Annotated in this window: 18 protein-coding genes; 12 read left to right on the plus strand and 6 right to left on the minus strand. The window is 71.1% G+C overall.

Annotation, left to right across the window (positions count from 1 at the left end; all coding sequences use genetic code 11):
• Positions 1-351: 351 nt before the first annotated feature.
• The 3 genes from ACFC51_RS19135 to ACFC51_RS19145 form a co-directional block, all read right to left on the minus strand.
• Complete coding sequence (locus ACFC51_RS19135; protein ID WP_376529773.1) at positions 352-621, minus strand: 2Fe-2S iron-sulfur cluster-binding protein; 270 nt, start codon at positions 619-621, stop codon at positions 352-354.
• 280 nt (positions 622-901) lie between these two features.
• The gene (locus ACFC51_RS19140; RefSeq protein ID WP_376380015.1) at positions 902-1,156 is read right to left on the minus strand and encodes a hypothetical protein; all 255 of its coding nucleotides are present in this window, start codon (positions 1,154-1,156) and stop codon (positions 902-904) included.
• Between the two features lie 254 nt (positions 1,157-1,410).
• Complete coding sequence (locus ACFC51_RS19145) at positions 1,411-3,276, minus strand: serine hydrolase (RefSeq protein WP_376529775.1); 1,866 nt, start codon at positions 3,274-3,276, stop codon at positions 1,411-1,413.
• 282 nt (positions 3,277-3,558) lie between these two features.
• Between ACFC51_RS19145 and ACFC51_RS19150 the strand changes: the two genes are divergently transcribed.
• The 3 genes from ACFC51_RS19150 (at position 3,559) to ACFC51_RS19160 (ending at position 7,193) form a co-directional block, all read left to right on the plus strand.
• On the plus strand, positions 3,559-5,058 hold the full coding sequence (locus ACFC51_RS19150) for an acyl-CoA synthetase (protein ID WP_376529776.1): 1,500 nt from the start codon (positions 3,559-3,561) through the stop codon (positions 5,056-5,058).
• Positions 5,059-5,680: 622 nt separating this feature from the next.
• On the plus strand, positions 5,681-6,181 hold the full coding sequence (locus ACFC51_RS19155; protein ID WP_376529778.1) for a sortase: 501 nt from the start codon (positions 5,681-5,683) through the stop codon (positions 6,179-6,181).
• An 88-nt stretch (positions 6,182-6,269) separates the two neighbouring features.
• Positions 6,270-7,193 carry a class F sortase gene (locus tag ACFC51_RS19160; RefSeq protein WP_376529780.1) on the plus strand — a complete coding sequence of 308 codons (924 nt, stop codon included), beginning with the start codon at positions 6,270-6,272 and terminating at the stop codon, positions 7,191-7,193.
• A 73-nt stretch (positions 7,194-7,266) separates the two neighbouring features.
• Here ACFC51_RS19160 and paaK read toward each other — a convergent pair whose 3' ends face one another.
• Complete coding sequence (paaK, locus tag ACFC51_RS19165) at positions 7,267-8,556, minus strand: phenylacetate--CoA ligase PaaK (RefSeq protein ID WP_376529782.1); 1,290 nt, start codon at positions 8,554-8,556, stop codon at positions 7,267-7,269.
• Positions 8,557-8,656: 100 nt separating this feature from the next.
• On the opposite strand from paaK, the gene ACFC51_RS19170 reads away from it, so the two are divergent.
• Together ACFC51_RS19170 and ACFC51_RS19175 are read left to right on the plus strand one after the other, a co-directional pair.
• Positions 8,657-8,860, plus strand: coding sequence for a hypothetical protein (locus ACFC51_RS19170; protein WP_376529784.1), 204 nt, complete (start codon positions 8,657-8,659; stop codon positions 8,858-8,860).
• Positions 8,861-8,916: 56 nt separating this feature from the next.
• Complete coding sequence (locus ACFC51_RS19175) at positions 8,917-10,437, plus strand: alpha/beta fold hydrolase (RefSeq protein ID WP_376529786.1); 1,521 nt, start codon at positions 8,917-8,919, stop codon at positions 10,435-10,437.
• A 34-nt stretch (positions 10,438-10,471) separates the two neighbouring features.
• Here the strand turns inward: ACFC51_RS19175 and ACFC51_RS19180 are convergent, their stop codons facing one another.
• Entirely contained in the window at positions 10,472-12,106 is a 1,635-nt protein-coding gene (locus ACFC51_RS19180; protein ID WP_376380038.1) for an FAD-dependent oxidoreductase, read from the minus strand.
• A 272-nt stretch (positions 12,107-12,378) separates the two neighbouring features.
• On the opposite strand from ACFC51_RS19180, the gene ACFC51_RS19185 reads away from it, so the two are divergent.
• The 7 genes from ACFC51_RS19185 to ACFC51_RS19215 all read left to right on the plus strand — a co-directional run bounded on the left by ACFC51_RS19185 (position 12,379) and on the right by ACFC51_RS19215 (position 17,637).
• Positions 12,379-13,497, plus strand: coding sequence for a SchA/CurD-like domain-containing protein (locus tag ACFC51_RS19185; protein WP_376380040.1), 1,119 nt, complete (start codon positions 12,379-12,381; stop codon positions 13,495-13,497).
• Between the two features lie 70 nt (positions 13,498-13,567).
• Entirely contained in the window at positions 13,568-14,011 is a 444-nt protein-coding gene (locus ACFC51_RS19190) for a cupin domain-containing protein (RefSeq protein WP_376380043.1), read from the plus strand.
• Positions 14,008-15,276, plus strand: coding sequence for a beta-ketoacyl-[acyl-carrier-protein] synthase family protein (locus ACFC51_RS19195; protein WP_376380045.1), 1,269 nt, complete (start codon positions 14,008-14,010; stop codon positions 15,274-15,276). Before ACFC51_RS19190 ends, ACFC51_RS19195 begins: the two co-directional genes overlap by 4 nt.
• A complete protein-coding gene (locus tag ACFC51_RS19200; protein ID WP_376380048.1) occupies positions 15,273-16,541 on the plus strand; it encodes a ketosynthase chain-length factor in 1,269 nt (422 codons plus the stop codon). The genes ACFC51_RS19195 and ACFC51_RS19200 overlap by 4 nt, the downstream gene beginning before the upstream one ends.
• 6 nt (positions 16,542-16,547) lie before the next feature.
• Complete coding sequence (locus ACFC51_RS19205) at positions 16,548-16,805, plus strand: acyl carrier protein (protein ID WP_329225303.1); 258 nt, start codon at positions 16,548-16,550, stop codon at positions 16,803-16,805.
• 1 nt (position 16,806) lies between these two features.
• Entirely contained in the window at positions 16,807-17,286 is a 480-nt protein-coding gene (locus tag ACFC51_RS19210; RefSeq protein ID WP_329225302.1) for an SRPBCC family protein, read from the plus strand.
• Between the two features lie 18 nt (positions 17,287-17,304).
• On the plus strand, positions 17,305-17,637 hold the full coding sequence (locus tag ACFC51_RS19215) for a TcmI family type II polyketide cyclase (protein WP_376380053.1): 333 nt from the start codon (positions 17,305-17,307) through the stop codon (positions 17,635-17,637).
• Between the two features lie 75 nt (positions 17,638-17,712).
• On the opposite strand, the gene ACFC51_RS19220 is transcribed toward ACFC51_RS19215, so the two are convergent.
• On the minus strand, positions 17,713-18,801 hold the full coding sequence (locus ACFC51_RS19220) for a methyltransferase (RefSeq protein WP_376375831.1): 1,089 nt from the start codon (positions 18,799-18,801) through the stop codon (positions 17,713-17,715).
• Positions 18,802-18,816 lie beyond the last annotated feature (15 nt).

Genomic DNA, 18,816 nt, shown 5'->3' on the forward strand with positions numbered 1-18,816 from the left:
GTCGTCGCACACCCCCGGGGACGTTGCCGCCGACGGGGTGTGAGCTGTGGAACAAGGGGAGCGAGGGAGAGTATGCGCGCAACGTGACGACGCGTCAACGCTGCATTTCCGAAATGTTTCCGAGTGAATGTGCGCTCATATGAGGGGAGTTGGTGACTCTACCTGCGTAGACGGCTCGCGACTTGCGACGGTCGGTGTCCGAGCGTCGTGGATTCCCGTCGTGGAGTTCGGGTCCGGCGAAAGTTTCGACGATGGCGGCGGGGCGGTTGGCCGGGCTTGCCGACCGCTCCCCGGCATCCCGCCCGCAGGCCCGCAGGCCCGCAGGCCCGCATGCGCACGCCCGCTCGGCGGTCACGGGTCCGCGATGTCGAGCGTGACCTTCGACAGGGGGCAGCTCATGCACGTCAGTACGTAACCCTCGGCTCTCTGCCGGGGTGTGAGGCAGTTCGGCTCGCCCTGCGTGACCTCCCCCTCGCGCAGCCGCACCGTGCACTCGCCGCAGTTCCCGATCGTGCAGGAGTGCGGCATCGGCAGCCCCGCGGCGAGTCCGGCGTCGAGCAGCGTCCGGCCGGGCTCGACCACCACCGTGCCGACGGGGCGCCCGTCCTCCTCCACGCTCATCCCGTGCGGCACTGTCGGCACGGTGGTGGTCGAGCCCGGCCGGTGTAGCGCCCCGCGGGCAGGGTCCTGACGTCGCGGGGGCCCATGGGTTCGGACAAGATGGTCGGGTCGGTGCCGGGGGTGACGCCGCCTTGCACCCTTGCCCCCGTACACATGAACGTACCCACCTGTGCACGGAGGGACATGCTCAGCCGGTGAGGTGCTGCGGCCACTGCCTCGCCCGGCGGTACGCGACCCGCGCGAGGGCGCCGATCACCGATCGGCGCCCTCGCGCGGCCGGCTACACCTCGTTGAAGCCACGCGACGCGTCGTAGATGTCGAGCTCGATGAAGACCACGTAGAAGCTCGTCACTACGTACTGGACCATGACGTGGTTCTCCCAGACCGAGCGGGTCACTGTGTCGGTCGTATAGGTGAGATGACTGTCGGCGCCCTCTGGATCGGCTGCGATTCTGCCGACCAGACGCAGGAACGTTTCTCGATCTTCGGTCGGCATGTAGTCACGGAACCGCGCAACCTGCTCGGTGAACTGCACTCGTCTCTTCATCGAGGCAGGACTCTATGGGCACGGTCAACGCCCTCGCCGGGATTTTCCCGGGCGCCTGATCAGGTGCCGTGCCGTGCCGCAGCCGTCCGCGCTCCGCCGTCGACGGTCCCCGGGCGGTGTGCGGATCCGGGCTCGCCGGTCCGCACACCGCCGCACCAGGGGAGTTCAGCGGATGGGAGCGGCTTCGGGCCCTCCGTCCAGCCGCAAGCGGTCATTCGGGCCCGCCGTCCTGCCGCGAGCGGTCAGTCGGCGGAGACCGTCCAGCCCGTCGCCTCGACACGACGGGCGTCGCCGGCCCTCCGCTCGTCGAAGAGTGTGCGGCCGCCGTCCTCGACCCGGATGCCGTCGACGTACACCCCGCGCCCCACGTACAACTGGTCGGTGGTGTAACGCCATCGCAGCCGCGCCTCAGTGCCTCGCAGCGCGCTCAGGTCGGCCTCCAGCCGGTGCCACAGGCGCCCCGACCAGCCCGTCACCGAACCGTCCGGATGCGGGTGGGGCTCCCGGGGGTGTTCGCCCTCCGTCGGCACCGTGGTGAATCCCAGGGGCTGCCACGTCGCTCCGGAGTCCGTCGAGGCCTCCAGCCGGAGGACATCCGAAGCGGGCTCGGTGTCCCACCAGAGGCCGCAGCTCAGTGACGCACGTGAGGACACGGGGCGCAGCGCGGGAAGGGTGAGCGTCGCGGTCGCGGCGCTCGTCATGCCGGAGAACCAGGCGGTGCCGCCCCGGGACGGGCGGACGGGCACCGCCCGTGCCATCCGGTTGGCCGTGGCCACCCGCGGCGCGCTGCCCGAGCGCCAGTTGCGCACCGGATGGACGGAGTTGCCCAGGACGATCAGGAAGGAGTCCGTCGTCGGGTCGAGGACGAGGCTCGTACCCGTGAAGCCCGTGTGGCCCGCGGTGCGCGGGGTGGCCATCGCGCCCATGTACCAGTGCTGGTAGAGCTCGAAGCCCAGACCGTGCTCGTCGCCCGGGAACGCGGTGTTGAAGTCGGTGAACAACAGCTCCACGGATTCCTCGGACAGGATCCGGGACCTTCCGTACGAGCCCCCGTTCAGCAGGGTGCGGGCCAGGACCGCCAGGTCCCAGGCGCAGGAGAAGACGCCCGCGTGCCCCGCGATCCCGCCCAGGCTGTACGCGTTCTCGTCGTGCACCTCGCCATGGATCAACCCGCGCTCCAGTCCCGACCAGGGCAGCCGGGCGTCCTCGGTCGCTGCGATCTTCGGTTTCCAGGAGGCGGGCGGGTTGTACCGGGTGCGGTGCATCCCGAGTGGAGCGGTGATCTCGTCGCGGAGCAGGACGTCCTGGGTGCGGCCGGTGATCTTCTCAAGGATCAGCTGCAGGGAGATGAGATTGAGGTCGGAGTACAGGTACTTCGTACCGGGTGCCGAGGCCGGTACCTCGTCCCAGATCAGACGCAGCTTCCCCTCGCGGGTCGGCTCCTTGTAGAGGGGGATCCAGGCCCGGAAGCCCGAGGTGTGCGTCAGCAACTGGCGGACGGTGACGTCCTGCTTGCCACCTCCGGCGAAGTCGGGGAGGTACGAGGCGACCCGGGCCTCGAGCTCCAGCCGGCCCCGCTCGATCTGCTGCACGGCGAGGATCGAGGTGAACAGCTTGGACACCGAGGCCAGGTCGAAGACCGTGTCCTCGGCCATCGAGATCTGCTGGTCGGGCGGCAACTCCACGCCGGTGTCGGTCGTCTCGTCGTACGCCGAGTAGCGTAGCGCCTTCCCGATCGGCCGGTGCAGCGCCACGGTCCCGCCCCGTCCTGCGAGAAGGACGGCGCCCGCGTACCAGGGATGTGCGGGGGAGGCGTCGAGGTACTTCTCCGCATCGGTGACCAGCAGGTCGAGCTGGTCCGCCAGCAGTCCCGCACGCGCCGGAGATCCGCGGCGCAGTGTCGGCCGGCTCCGCCCTGATCCCATGCCCGTCCCGGTTGCCGATGGTGTCCCGCCGGCGGCCGGCTCCGTGACCCGCCCGGCCCCCGCCGCCGCTCCCGCTGCCCCGGCGAAGGGAATGGGAGCGAGGGCGAATGCCCCGCCCAGCGCCAGTATCCCGCCGCCCAGCCTCCGACGGCTCATTCCTCGCTCCGACACGTCTCCGGCCATCCGGAACCCCTTCCCCTCACGTCGAAAGCACCGTGTGAAAGTAACTTTCGAAATCTCGTACGGTGATGAAACTTCCTGCCGAAGCAGAGGTTACTGTCACCGGCGTCGTCGGCGGGAGGTCCCCGGCGAACAAGAAACTGATACACCGTCAGGCAGGCATCGCTCGCGGACAGCGATCGTCCGGTGCGCTGCGGGTCATAGCCGGCGCCGCCCCCGGGGTCCGGACCGACACAGACGTGCCGGGCCCTTGACCCGTGGCGACCCGCCACACAGGATCACGCCATGACAGGTGTACGCAGCAGCACAGTGGACGGCGTTGTGACGCGCAGCGCACGCCGCACCCCGGGACGGACCGCGGTCCGGTACGCCGAGCGGTCCTGGACCTACGCAGCCCTGGACGAGGCGGTCAGCACGGCGGCCACGGTGCTGACCGCCGGACACGGGCTCGGCCCCGGTGACCGGGTGGCTTCCTACGCCCACAATTCCGACGCGTATCTGATCGCCTATCTGGCCTGCGCCCGGGCCGGACTGGTCCATGTGCCGGTCAATCAGAACCTCACCGGCGAGGACCTGGCGTACATCCTCCGTCAGTCGGGCAGCGCCCTCGTGCTCACCGACCCCGACCTCGCCCCGCGCCTGCCCGAGGGCACTGCCTCGCGGGCACTGCGCGACGCGCCGGACTCGCTCCTCGGCGAACTGGACACGCCGCGCCCCTTCACCCCCGCACGCGAACCGGGCGCCGACGACCTGGTCCAGCTGCTGTACACCTCCGGAACGACAGCCCAGCCCAAGGGCGCGATGATGACGCACGGAGCTCTGGTCCACGAGTACGTCAGCGCGGTCACCGCGCTCGATCTGCGTGCCACCGACCGGCCGGTGCACTCACTGCCCCTCTACCACTCCGCCCAGATGCACGTGTTCCTGCTGCCCTACCTCGCCGTGGGCGCAGAGAACACCATCCTCGACGCCCCGGACGCCGGTCTGATCTTCGACCTGGTCGAATCGGGCCGGGCGGACAGCCTCTTCGCGCCGCCGACCGTCTGGATCGGGCTCGCCAACCACCCTGAGTTCCCCACGCGGCGGCTCGACGGACTGCGCAAGGCGTACTACGGCGCCTCGATCATGCCGGTGCCCGTCCTGGAGCGCCTGCGCGAGCGCCTGCCGGACCTGGCGTTCTACAACTGCTTCGGCCAGAGCGAGATCGGCCCCCTTGCCACGGTCCTCGGACCCGACGAGCACGAGGGGCGGATGGACTCCTGCGGGAGGCCCGTGCTCTTCGTCGAGGCCAAGGTGGTCGACGAGCACGGCAAGGAGGTGCCCGACGGCACGGCGGGGGAGGTGGTCTACCGGTCTCCACAGCTGTGCCAGGGCTACTGGGACAAGCCCGAGGAGAGCGCGGAGGCATTCCGCGACGGCTGGTTCCACTCGGGCGACCTCGCCGTGCGTGACCCCGAGGGCTACTTCACCGTCGTCGACCGTGTGAAGGACGTCATCAATTCGGGAGGCGTGCTCGTCGCGTCCCGGCAGGTGGAGGATGCCCTCTACACCCACCCCGCGGTGGCCGAGGCGGCCGTGGTGGGACTGCCCGACGAGCGCTGGATCGAAGCCGTCACCGCGATCGTGGTGCGCCGCGGTGAGGCGTCGGAAAGCGATCTCATCGAGCACGTCCGCGAGCGGCTCGCCCACTTCAAGGCGCCGAAGCGGGTGCTGTTCGTCGACGAGCTCCCCCGCAACGCCAGCGGAAAGATCCTCAAGCGGGAGCTGCGGGACCAGCTCTCCTGACGGCACCGGGCAGGGCACGGTCCACCGGCAGCGCGGACGGGCCGTGCCCGCGCCGGCCGTGCGCGGCGGGCGCTGTCCCCACCAGGCAGCCTCTCTCACCGCCGTGCGTGGCGGAGCCTGCCCACCGGCGGTGCGCTGAGGGACGGGCCCCACGTCGGTGTGTGGACGGACGGCTCCCACGGGCGTTCGGAGGGACGGCCTCCGTGTCGGTGTGCGGAGGTACGGCCCCCCGTCGGCCGCTCCTCCGGCCGAAGTCTCCCGGCTCAGCAGCCCGCCGGCACGCATCCCACCCCAGTTCCGCCACGAGGCTCCGCGGAAACCGCTCTCCGCTCATGGACGGCAGGCCATGGCCGACGGCCAGGGATCGACGGGCCCGGGAGCACCGCTGGTGCGCACGGCTCCTTAGCCCGTTCGCCGTCCTGGGCGTGACTCTGCCTCAGCTCCGGACCCGGATCGGGTGACCTGCGTAAACGATCGGCGGGTGACGGTACCTCACGCCTGGGTGGGTGACGTGGTGGGCGGGGCCTCGTGTTGCGTGGGTGACGGACTGTCGGTTGCCTCGAAGACACAGCAGAGGAGCCGCCCAGACCGGCCGGACCCTGCTCCCGTTGGAGGATTCCTCATGCGCAACACACGCATCGGTGCGGGTATCTGTCTGGCCGTGGGCTCCCTCGCATTCGCGGCCCCGGTCGCTGAGGCGGCGGCCGAACCCTCAGGCGACCTGACCATTCGCATCAGCCCCGCGAAGGCCTCACCCGGCTCCGAGGTGACCGTCAGCACCAGAGCCTGCGGCAAGGAGACCTACGGCAAGGGCACGTCGGAGGCCGCGGGAGCCTTCCACCTCTTCGAGGGCGACCGCAAGGGCGTGCTCGTCGGTGTGTTCGAGATCCCCAGGGGGACCGAGCCGGGCACCGACACCGTCACCGTGAAGTGCCCTCCGCGGATCAAGATCACGGACACGTACGAGATCGCCGACCGCGCCCCCTCCGGCGGTGTCGACGCCGGTTTCGGATCCCCCACCGACCAGAGCACGCAGCTCGCGTTGGGAAGCGTGCTGCTGGCCGGCGCCGTGGCCGGGGGAGTGCTCAGGCTGCGCCGCCGGACCGCCGAGGCCCGCTCCTGACCGTGCGACACATGTCCGCGGGCCCGAGCACGCCGCACCGGTCCCGCGGGCACCCCACCCCACCCGCTGCGAAGCAGAGGCATACGCGATGGATACCGGACGCAGGGTCAGTACCCCGTCACCCCAGCCGTTCCCGGCGGTCAAGCACCTGGTCTGGGCCCTCGTGGCAGGCACCGCCCTCGTGGTCGGCGGACTGCGTGACGACACACCGCCGCAGCCACCCGCCTCCGGTGCCTCCGCCGCTGAGCCGGCGGCTGCCGTCCCCGCCGCGCCGGCACCGTCCGGGATCCGCCCGGCGGTGTCCGTGCCGTCCTTCCGGGCCCCCGCCTACCTTGTTCCGGAACGCCTCCTCCCCGAGCCTCCCTTCTCGACGGGGCGCCTCTCCGCGCCACCGCTTCTCCTGCCCGGGCCCCCCGTCCGTCCGGCGCCCCTGCGCCCGCTGCCGGCACAGCCCGTCCCGGCCACCCCCGTTCCCACGAGCCCCGCGTCGAAGGCCCAGGGCACCGGTCCGGATCCTGTCGGCACCCCCGCCTCGCGTCCCTCAGTGGACCCGCTCCCGCCCTCGACCCCGCTCCGGATGCGGATCCCGGCGGTCGAGGTGGACGCACCCATGATGGAGCTGGGACTCGACGCTGCGGGAGCCCTGGAGCCTCCGCCCGACAACAACCCCGTGCTCACCGGCTGGTACGCGGGTGGCACCGTACCGGGCGCCACGGGAACCGCCATCACCACGGGCCATGTCGACACGCGCCTGGGGCGCGGGGTATTCCACGAGCTGGGTTCCGTGCGCAAGGGCGCTGTCATCGAGGTCGCGCGGGCCGATCAGCGCACCGCCCTGTTCACGGTCTACGCCGTCGAGGTCTACGACAAGAAGCACTTCCCCGACGCGAAGGTCTACGGCCGCTCGGCCCGGCCCGAACTGCGGGTGATCACCTGCGGTGGCCCGTACAGCAAGAAGGCCGGATATGAGGACAACGTCGTGGTGTTCGCAGCTCTGACCGCGACGCGCTGACCATCCTGACACGCCCGCCTCGGGCGGCCTCCCTCCGGTGATGCCCTCCGGCCATCCCACTCCCGTGATCCCCTCAGGTGCCCTCCCTGAGGTCGACGATCCGCCTGATCTTGCCGACCGAACGCTCCAGAGTCTCCGGGTCGACGATCTCGACCCCCACACTCACGCCGACCCCGTCCTTCACGGCAGCCGCGATCGACAGGGCTGCCGCCTCCCGCTCGTCCGTCGTCGCACCGGTCCGTGCCTCCGCCCGCACGGTCAGCGCGTCCATCCGCCCCTGCCGGGTCAGCCGCAGCTGGAAGTGCGGAGCCACCCCCGGGGTCCGGAGCACGATCTCCTCGATCTGGGTGGGGAAGAGATTCACCCCGCGCAGGATCACCATGTCGTCACTGCGCCCGGTGACCTTCTCCATGCGCCGGAAGGTGCGCGCCGTACCCGGCAGCAGCCGCGTCAGATCCCGGGTCCGGTAGCGGATCACCGGCATGGCCTCCTTGGTGAGCGAGGTGAAGACCAGCTCGCCCTCCTCCCCGTCCGGCAGGACCTCACCGGTGAACGGGTCGACGACCTCCGGATAGAAGTGGTCCTCCCAGATGTGCAGGCCGTCCTTGGTCTCGACGCACTCCTGAGCGACGCCCGGCCCCATCACCTCCGAGAGCCCGTATATGTCGACCGCGTCGATGGCGAACCGTTCCTCGATCTCGCCGCGCATCTGCTCCGTCCACGGCTCGGCACCGAAGATGCCCACCTTCAGTGACGTCGTCCGGGGATCGATGCCCTGGCGCTCGAACTCGTCCAGCAGGGTGAGCATGTAGGAGGGTGTGATCATGATGATCTCGGGGCGGAAGTCCTGGATCAGCTGCACCTGGCGCGCCGTCATGCCTCCGGAGGCCGGAATGACGGTGCAGCCCAGGCGCTCCGCCCCGTAGTGGGCGCCGAGGCCCCCGGTGAACAGCCCGTACCCGTAGGCCACATGGGCCTTGTGCCCCGGTCGCCCGCCCGCCGCCCTGATCGACCGGGCGACCACGTCCGCCCAGGTGTGCAGGTCGCGATCGGTGTATCCGACCACCGTGGGCCGGCCGGTCGTGCCGCTGGAGGCGTGGATCCGCCGCACCTGGTCCTCGGGGACGGCGAACATCCCGAAGGGATAGTTGTCGCGCAGGTCGGCCTTGACGGTGAACGGGAAGCGGGAGAGATCCGCGAGCGTCCGGCAGTCCTCGGGTCGCAGCCCCGCCTTGTCGAAGGACGCACGGTAGAAACCGACGTTCTCGTAGGCGTGCCGCAAAGTCGCCCGGAGCCGCTCCAGCTGCAGGGCTTCGAGCTCTCCGCGGTCGAGCCGCTCGCCGGCGTCCAGCGGTGCGGTCATACGGATCATCCCCTCACCGACCGGCGACCGACCGTTCGGTCGCCTCCTGGTAGCAGTAATTCAGGAGGTGGGGGGTTCTGGCAAGGGGGAGGCGTCGCCTGTGGACAACTCCTGGTCAGAACCCGAGCTCGGTGAGTCCGGAGTAGCCGTCGTGGCCGCGGGGCAGTCGGAGGAATGCGCTGCCGCGATCGTCCGGCGCGCGGAAGGCGCGATCGTCACCGCGGCCCCCTCCGGAACGCCCGAACTCGCACACCAGGCCCGCCGGGCCGCCGCCCCGCTCCTGGCAGGGACCGCGGTCACCTGATTCGCTGAGGGCGTACGCCCCTGCAAAGTGACACCCGCCCTGTTTGGATGACAGCTATGCCGATCTTCAGCACGTACGACGGAACCACCCTCGCCTACCGACTGGTGGGCGAGGGCGAACCACTGATCTGCCTGCCCGGCGGGCCCATGCGCGCCGCACGCTACTTCGGCGACCTCGGCGGTCTGTCCCGCGTACGGCAACTGGTGCTGCTCGACCTGCGCGGTACCGGCGACTCCGCGGTCCCGCAGGACCCGTCGAGCTACCGCGTCGACAGGCTCGTCGAGGACGTCGAAGCCCTCCGCGCGCACCTCGGGATCGAGCAGGCCGATGTGCTGGGCCACTCCGCCTCCGGTGAACTCGCGGCGCTCTACGCAGCGGCGTATCCGCAGCGACTGCGCTCCCTCACCCTCGTCACGCCCGGGACGGGCGTCCTGGGTCTTGCCGCCACCGACCAGGACCGGCGCGAGGCCGCCGAGCTGCGCGCCGGCGAACCCTGGTACTCCGGGGCCAGGGCCGCGCTGGACGAGATCCAGGCCGGCCGTGCCACGCCCGAGGCATGGGCCGGTATCCGGCCGTTCATGTACGGCCGCTGGGATGCCGCGGCCCAGGCGCACGCCGCCGAATCCCCCGCGCAGCGCAACGCCGAGGCCGGGGCGCTCTACTACCCCGAGGACGGACTCGACACCGACGCCACGGTCGCCGCCCTCCGGGAGCTGCCGGTTCCCGTGCTCGTCCTGGCGGGGGAGTACGACGGCGGCCCGAGCCCGGACCGTGCGGCCGCGCTCGCCGCGCTCTTCCCCCACGCCGAGTTCGTCGTCCAGAAGGGCGCGGCCCACTTCCCGTGGATGGACGACCCCGGAGCCTTCGTCCGTGCCGTCACGGCCTTCCTGGACCCGGGCGTCAGCAGCGTGCAGGCGGGCGGCATCCGCCTCGCGTACCGAACCTGGGGCGACCCCTCCGCCCCGCCCGTCGTCCTCGCCCACGGACGGGGCGGCAGCAGCCTGGACTGGGCCGGGGTCGCCGGACAGCTCGCGGCCCGCCACCGGGTCTACGCCTTGGACTTCCGTGGCCACGGCCTGAGCGACTGGCCGGGCCGCTACTCGTTCGAGTTCTTCCGCGACGACCTGCACGCCTTCCTGGAGGCCCGCAACCTGTCCGGGGCCACGGTGATCGGGCACTCCATGGGCGGAGCGGCCGCCCTGCTGCTCGCAGAGCGGCACCCCGCGATGATCGGGACCCTCGTCATCGAGGACGCTCCGGCCCTGCTCCCGCTCGACCCGCCCCGGCCGCGGGCCGAGCGTCCGGAGGGAGAGCTCGACTTCGACTGGCAGGTCGTCCCCTCGATCGACGTCCAGATGAACGCACCGGACCCCGCCGGACGGGAGCGTCTGGGCGACATCATCGCTCCGACGCTCGTCGTCGGTGGTTCCCGGAGCCATATCGACCAGGACCAACTGACCTGGATGGCACAGCAGATACCCGGCGGACAGTACGTGTCCGTCGACGCCGGCCACCTCGTGCACACCGACAACCCGCAGGCCTTCCTCGCGGCCCTCAGGGCGTTCGGCGTCGGCTGACGGGCCCCGGGCGGGCCCGCCGCCGCACCCGTCGTCAGCCGCGGTGGAGCAGGGTCAGCATGACCTCGTACAGCGTGGCCTCCGGGTCCGCCGCCGCGCCCTCGGAGCGCCAGGCCACGAATCCGTCGGGGCGCACCAGCACGGCGCCCTCTGCGGACGTGCCGTGCGCAGCGGCCCAGTCGGCCCCGTTCTCGGGCTGGAGGTCCGCGCCGGGGGCGGAACCGATCCCGAAGGCGTCCAAGGGGATCGACAGGCGCTTCGCCACCGCCTCCGCCGCCGTACGCCACTCCGGGTACCGGGCGTCGCACAGCACCACGAAGGACCTCTCGTACAGGTCCAGCGTCGACAGGCGTCCGCCGTCCCGGACGAGCCACATGTGCGGTGCCCGGGTGCCCGGCTCGCCCGTCAGGCCCATGCCCTCCGGGACCACCGGAAGGTCCGGGTCCACGTCCAGGACGGCACCCCGTACGTAGCGGTAGCCGAGCGCGACCGTGAGCATGCCGCCCTTGCGACCGCCGCCCGGCCCGGGCGCACCGGCGAATCCCGGGTGGCTGTGCTCTCCCGAACGGGCCGACGCACGCGCACTCGTGGCCCGGGCCACCGGCAGCCGCTCCGCCTCGTAGGTCCGCAGAAGCCCCGGCCCGGCCACCTCGTCGAGCACGGCGGCCAGCTTCCACGCCAGGTTGTGCGCGTCCTGGATGCCGGTGTTGGAGCCGAACGCACCGGTGGGGGACATCTCGTGGGCCGAGTCACCGGCCAGGAAGACCCGGCCCGAACCGTACCGCTCGGCCACCCGCTCCGCCGCGTGCCACGGAGCCTTGCCCGTGATCTCGACGTCCAGGTCCGGTGCTCCGACCGCCCTGCGGATGTGGTCCGCACACCGCTCGTCGGTGAAGTCCTCCAGGGTCTCGCCCCGGTCGGGCTGCCACGGGGCGTGGAACACCCACTGCTCCTCGTTGTCCACGGGCAGCAGCGCCCCGTCCGCCTCCGGGGCCGTCAGATAGCAGACGATGAACCGCCGGTCACCCACCACGGCGGCGAGCCGCCGCGAACGGAAGGTGATGCTCACGTTGTGGAAGAGGTCACCCGGACCCGTCTGGCCGATACCCAGCCGCTCCCGGACCGGGCTGCGCGGTCCGTCGGCCGCGACGAGGTAGTCGGCGCGAACCGTGGTCTGCTGCCCGGTCTCCCGGTCCTTCACCACGGCGGTGACCCCGTCCGCGTCCTGCTCGAAGGTGAGCAGTTCGGTGGAGAACCGCAGCTCGCTGCCCTGCGCGCGGGCGTGGTCCACGAGCACGGGCTCCAGGTCGTTCTGACTGCACAGGCACCAGGCGCTCGGGCTGAACCTGGCGAGCCCGCCACCCGGGTCGATCTCCTTGAACAGCCACTCCTGGTCGTCGCCGGTGAGCGACCCGGCCTGGAGGATGCCGTGGTTCTCCGCGAGCACGGATGCGGCGTCCCGGATCAGCTGCTCGGCGCCCGCAGCCCGGAAGACCTCCATCGTGCGGACGTTGTTGCCGCGCCCCCTCGGGTGGGTGGAGGTGCCGCTGTGCTTCTCCACCAGCAGGTGGCGGACGCCGAGCCGGCTCAGGAAGAGGGACGTGGACAGGCCCACCAGGGAGCCGCCCACGATGAGGACCGGTACGCGTAGGTCGACGTTCTCGTTCATCAGTTGCTCCAGCTCGGACGCATGACGGATGCAGTGTCCATGCCCTCGCGGGAGGCCTTCGGCCGGGCTTCGGACGGCGCCTCACCTGAACGGTTCATAAATCTCGCGCCGCCCGTACCAGCGTTCCACGATCAGTCGCGGGAGCGATGCCCGCGATGCGGGGGCGGATGTCACGTGCCGCGGACAGAGACCTGTGCCGCTTCCACCGAAACCGACGGATGACGAGGGACCACGGGATGTGGCCACCGCACCGTCTCGAAGGAGAGCGAAAGATGACAACCCTCTCGGAACGGATATCTCAGTCCGCCTTCGACGGTTCGAGGCTCCGGGTCATACTGCTGCTGGACCTGCACGACGGCGCCCAGAACCAGTTCCTCGAGGCGTACGAGCACATGCGCAACCAGGTGGCCTCGATCCCCGGACACATCAGCGACCAGCTGTGCCAGTCCATCGAGAATCCGTCGCAGTGGCTCATCACCAGTGAGTGGGAGAGCGCACCGCCCTTCCTCGCCTGGGTGAACAGCGAGGAGCACGTCGCCACGGTGCAGCCGCTGCACAGCTGCGTACGTGACACGCGGTCCCTCCGCTTCAGCGTCCTGCGGGAGACCGGCGTCGCGTTCGAGGGCACGCCCCAGCCCGCCAAGCGCAATCTCCAGTCCGCACCGCGGCTGGGCGACGGCGTCGTCCGTCACGCGCTCACCTTCACGGTGAAGCCGGGGACGGAGGAGATGGTCGCGAAGATCCTCTCCGACTACGACTCCCCGCAGGCCCGCGTCGACGAGAACACCCGGCTGCGCCGCACCTCGCTCTTCATGCACGGGAACCGTGTCGTGCGGGCCGTCGAGGTCGAGGGCGACCTCATGGCGGCCCTGCGGCACGTCTCCCGTCAGCCGGAGGTCAGGTCCGTCGAGGAGGCCATCAACCCGTACCTGGAGCAGGACCGGGACCTCAGCGACCCCGACTCCGCGCGGATGTTCTTCACGCGGGCCGCACTCCCGACCGTCCACCACGTGACGGCGGGGCGTCACGCCGCCGACGAAGTCCAGCGGCACTCGCTCTTCTACCAGGCCAAGGAAGGCTGTGGCATGGCCCTGGCCCGGCTGCTCGCCGGCCAGGACGAGGAAGCGGCGAACGACGCGTCCAGCCCCATCGAGAGCAGCACGATCTTCCAGCGCGACGACATCGTGGTCCGGCTCCTCGAAGTGGTCGGCCCGCTCGACGCCAAGCCCGCCCACGCGCTCGGCATCGGCGGTCACCGCAAGGCGGCCATGCTCGGCCGGCTGCTCGACGGCGGTGCGAACGGTCTGCCGACGACCGACGCGGAAGCCGCGCGCTTCCTCGCGCAGGCCGAGATGAACCTGATCACCGACCGTCGGGCCACCGAGACCTGACCGTGTCAACGGCAGCACGGCCTCCCCGTGCTGCCGCCACACCGCACAACGTGCCTGGAGGAGAACAGCCATGACCACCCACCGGCCTCGCATCGTGGACCTCAGCGAGACTCAGCCCAACCGCAGGCGCGGAGGCGACCTGCGCGCCCTGCTCACCCCCACAGCGGTGGGCGCCACCAGCGGTTTCATGGGCCTGGCCATCGTCGCCCCCGGTGACCGCATCGGCGAGCACTACCACCCGTACTCCGAGGAATTCGTGTACGTCGTGGACGGGCTCCTCGAAGTGGACCTGGACGGGGAGCCGCACCCGATGCGGCCCGACCAGGGTCTGCTGATCCCGCCGCACGTCCGCCACCGCTTCCGCAACGTGGGTGACGTGGAGGCGCGCATGGTCTTCCACCTCGGCCCGCTCGCCCCGCGCCCCGAGCTGGGTCACGTGGACACCGAAGTCACGGAGACGGCGACCCCAGGTGACGGCTACGCGCCGCCAGAACGAACGGGGGCCGCCTCATGACCCGGCGCGTGGCCGTCACCGGGGTCGGCGTCGTCGCCCCCGGTGGCATCGGAGCCCCGGCGTTCTGGGACCTGCTGGCGAACGGCCGTACCGCGACACGCGGCATCACCCTGTTCGACCCTGCGGAGTTCCGTTCGCGCATCGCCGCCGAGTGCGACTTCGACCCGGTCGCCCACGGCCTGGACACGGAGCTGATCGCCCGGTCGGACCGGTACATCCAGTTCGCCCTGGTGGCAGCCAGGGAGGCGCTGGGCGACGCCGGCCTCGACCTCGAGAGGGAGGACCCCTGGCGCATCGGGGTCTCCCTCGGTACCGCGGTCGGCGGCACCACCCGACTGGAGCACGACTACGTCGCCGTCAGCGGCAGCGGCTCGCGCTGGGACGTCGACCACCGGCCCGCGGGCGCCCACCTGGAGCGGGCGTTCGCGCCCAGCACCCTCGCCTCCGCTGTCGCGGAGGAGGTCGGCGCGCACGGGCCGGTGCAGACGGTGTCGACCGGCTGCACCTCCGGCCTCGACGCCATCGGGTACGCCTTCCACTCGGTCGAGGAGGGCCGGGTCGACATCTGTGTCGCCGGCGCCTCCGACACGCCGATCACCCCCATCACGGTGGCCTGCTTCGACGCGATCAAGGCGACCTCGGCGAACAACGACGACCCGGAGCACGCCTCCCGGCCGTTCGACGCCCGCCGGGACGGCTTCGTGATGGGCGAGGGCGGAGCCGTCCTCGTACTCGAGGAGCTGGAGCACGCCCGCGCCCGCGGGGCGACCGTCTACTGCGAGATATCGGGCTACGCCACGTTCGGCAACGCCTACCACATGACCGGGCTGACCACCGAGGGACTGGAGATGGCCGAGGCCATCAACACCGCCCTCGCACACGCCCGGCTCGACGGATCGCAGGTCGACTACGTCAACGCGCACGGCTCGGGCACCAAGCAGAACGACCGGCACGAGACGGCAGCGGTGAAGCGGGCTCTCGGCGCCCACGCGTACAAGGTCCCGATGAGCTCGATCAAGTCGATGGTCGGCCACTCCCTCGGCGCCATCGGGGCGATCGAGATCGCCGCGTGCGTCCTGGCCCTCAAGCACCAGACGGTGCCACCGACGGCCAACTACGAGACCGCTGACCCCGAATGCGATCTCGACTACGTACCCCGCACCGCACGGCCTCTCAAGCTGCGCAGCGTGCTCTCGGTCGGCAGCGGCTTCGGCGGGTTCCAGTCCGCCGTCGCCATGACCCGATCAGGCGGGAGGACCTCATGAAAACCCCCGTAAGTCCGGCGCACCGCAGCTCCGTCATCACGGGGATCGGCGTCGTCGCCCCCAACGGGACGGGCGCCGGTGCCTTCTGGAAGCAGACCCAGGAAGGCGTCAGCGTTCTCGACCTCGTGTCACGCGAGGGCTGCGAGAATCTCCCGCTGCGGGTCGCGGGCGAGGTCAGGGACTTCGACCCGGTCGCGTTCATCGAGGAGCGCTTCCTCGTCCAGACCGACCGCTTCACGCACTACGCGATGGCCGCGGCCGACCTCGCCCTGGACGACGCCCGGCTCGGGCGGGCGGACTACGAGGGCGAGCCGTTCAAGGTGGGCGTGGTCACCGCCGCCGGATCCGGCGGCGGTGAGTTCGGCCAGCGTGAACTGCAGAGGCTGTGGGGGGAGGGCTCCCGCTTCGTCGGTCCCTACCAGTCCATCGCCTGGTTCTACGCGGCCAGCACCGGCCAGATCTCGATCCGCGGCGGCTTCAAGGGCCCGTGCGCCGTCGTGGCCAGCGACGAGGCCGGCGGCCTGGACGCGCTCATGCACGCCGCCCGTTCCATCCGGCGGGGCACGGACGCCGTGGTCGTCGGCGCGGCCGAGGCACCCCTCGCGCCGTACTCGGTCGTCTGCCAGCTCGGCTACGACGACCTCAGCCTCTGCGAGGAACCCACCCGCGCCTACCGGCCGTTCACCGCGGACGCCTGCGGCTTCGTGCCGGCCGAGGGCGGAGCCATGCTGGTGGTCGAGGAGGAGACGGCGGCCCGTGACCGCGGCGCCAGGATCAGGGCCGAACTGGCCGGCCACGCCGCGACCTTCACCGGCGCGGCACGGTGGGACGAGTCCCGCGCGGGTCTGGCCCGGGCGATCGAAGGGGCGCTGCGGGAAGCGCGCTGCGCCCCGGAGGAGATCGACGTGGTCTTCGCCGACGGGCTCGGCGTCCCCGCGGCGGACCGGGCCGAGGCGCTGGCGATCGCCGACGCCCTGGGAGCGCACGGACGACGGGTGCCGGTGACGGTGCCCAAGACCGGGACCGGCCGCGCCTACTGCGGAGCCCCCGTGCTGGACACGTCGGCCGCGGTGCTCGCCATGGAGCACGGGCTGATCCCGCCGACGCCCAACGTCTTCGAGGTCTGCCACGACCTCGACGTCGTCACCGGGCGGGCGCGCCCCGCCGAACTGCGCACGGCGCTCGTGCTGAGCCGCGGCCTCATGGGCTCGAACTCGGCCCTCGTGCTGCGCCGTCCCACCGATACCCGCACCGAGAAGGAGTAGTCCCTCATGACCGCTCAGCTGACCTACGAAGAACTGGCCGTCCTGATGAAGAACGGCGCCGGCCTCACGGTCGACCCGGCGGAGATGGCCGGCCGTCCCGGCTCGGCCTTCGACGAGTACGGCCTGGACTCGCTCGGGCTGCTCGGCATCGTGGCCGCGCTCGAGAACCGGTACGGCCGCCCGCTGCCGGCCGACGCCGACCGGTGCAAGACGCCGGGCGAGTTTCTCGACCTCGTGAACAACACCCCAGTGACAGGAGTCTGACGTGTCCGGACACACCGAGAACGAGATCACCATCGCCGCCCCCCTGGACCTCGTCTGGGACATGACGAACGATCTCGAGAACTGGCCGCAGCTGTTCAGCGAGTACGCGGCCGTCGAGGTCATGAAGCGCGAGGGCCAGAAGACGACCTTCCGCCTCACGATGCACCCCGACGACAACGGCAAGGTCTGGAGCTGGGTCTCCGAGCGCACCACGGACCGCCAGGGCCGCAACGTGCGTGCCCGCCGTGTCGAGCCCGGTCCGTTCCAGCACATGGACATCCGGTGGGAGTACTCGGAGGTCCCGGGCGGCACGCGCATGCACTGGCGCCAGGACTTCGCGATGCGCCCCGACGCCCCGGTCGACGACGCGTGGATGACGGACAACATCAACCGGAACTCGCGCGTCCAGCTGGAGCTCATCCGGGACAAGATCGAACAGCGCGACCGTGAGCGCCGCTCCGCGGCGGTCCCCGCCAACTGACGTCCGAAAGGCAGCCGGATGCACCACGCACTGATTGTCGCCCGGATGGCGCCCGGGTCGGCCCCTGACATCGCCGACCTGTTCGCGGCGTCCGACAACACCGATCTGCCCCACCTCGTCGGCGTGAACAGGCGCACCCTGTTCCAGTTCGGCGACGTGTACCTGCACCTGATCGAGTCCGACAGGCCCCCGGGCCCGGAGATCGCCAAGGTGACGGAACACCCGGAGTTCAAGGCCATCAGCGACCGGCTGACCGCCTTCGTCAGTCCGTACGACCCGCAGACCTGGCGCGGTCCGAAGGACGCGATGGCCCAGCAGTTCTACCGGTGGCAGAGCGACGGCTCCGCCTGACACACCGACGATCGCCCCGGGTCCGGTACGTGAGTACCGGACCCGGGGCGATCTCCGTGCTCGCCGGGGCCCGCGTTACGGCACGACGCACTCGAAGGCGTGCAGGTACGCGTTGACGGGGTGGATCTCGCCCACCCGCAGGCCCGCTTCGGACATCCGCCCGACCAGACTCTCCCGGGTGTGCTTCGCGCCCCCGACGTTCAGCAGGAGCAGCAGGTCCATGGCGGTGGTGAACCGCATCGACGGGGTGTCGTCGACGAGGTTCTCGATGATCACCACACGGGCGCCGGGGCGCGCGGCTGCGACGACGTTGCGCAGGGTGCGGCGAGTGCTCTCGTCGTCCCACTCGAGGATGTTCTTGATGATGTAGAGATCCGCCTCGACGGGGACGTCCTCACGGCAGTCCCCGGGCACGATCCGTACGCGGTCGGCGAGCCGGCCGCCGTCGCGCAGCCTGGCGTCCGCGCGTGCGACGACACCCGGCAGGTCCAGGAGGGTCCCGTGCACCGAGGGGTGCTTCTCCAGCAGGCTCGCGAGGACGTGCCCCTGACCGCCGCCGATGTCGACGACCGAGGACACCCCGGTGAGGTCCAGCAGGTCGGCCACGTCCTGGGCGGACTGCGTGCTGGACGTCGTCATCGCCCGGTTGAACACCTGGGCGGACTCGCCCGCGTCCTGGTGGAGGTACTCGAAGAAGCCCTTGCCGAAAGCCTCCGGGAAGACGCTGGCGCCGGAGCGCACGGCGTCGTCGAGCCGGGGCCAGACCTCCCAGGTCCAGGGCTCCGTGCACCAGAGGGCGATGTAGCGGAGGCTGTTCGGGTCGTCCTCCCGCAGCAGCCGGGACATCTCCGAGTGGACGAACGTGCCCTCCGGCGTCTCGCTGAAGATCCCGTAGCAGCAGAGCGCGCGCAGCAGCCGCTGCAGAGGCACCGGCTCGGCGTCCACGACCAGAGCCAGTTCGGCGGCCGATGCCGGCGTCTCGCCCAGCGCGTCGGCGACGCCCAGCCTGGCCGCCGCGCGTACGGCCGCGGCGCAGGCCGCCCCGAACGCGAGCTCCCGCAGCCGCATGGACGGCGGCGGGGTGGCCGGTGCGGCGGACACCTGGGAGGTGGCGAGCGGGGTGGAGGCGGGCGTGGTGTCGGGGGTGGGACTCACGGTGGTCATACCGTCTCGTTTCTC

This window comes from Streptomyces sp. NPDC055962 (assembly GCF_042270185.1).
In the GTDB taxonomy this organism is placed as follows: Bacteria; Actinomycetota; Actinomycetes; order Streptomycetales; family Streptomycetaceae; genus Streptomyces.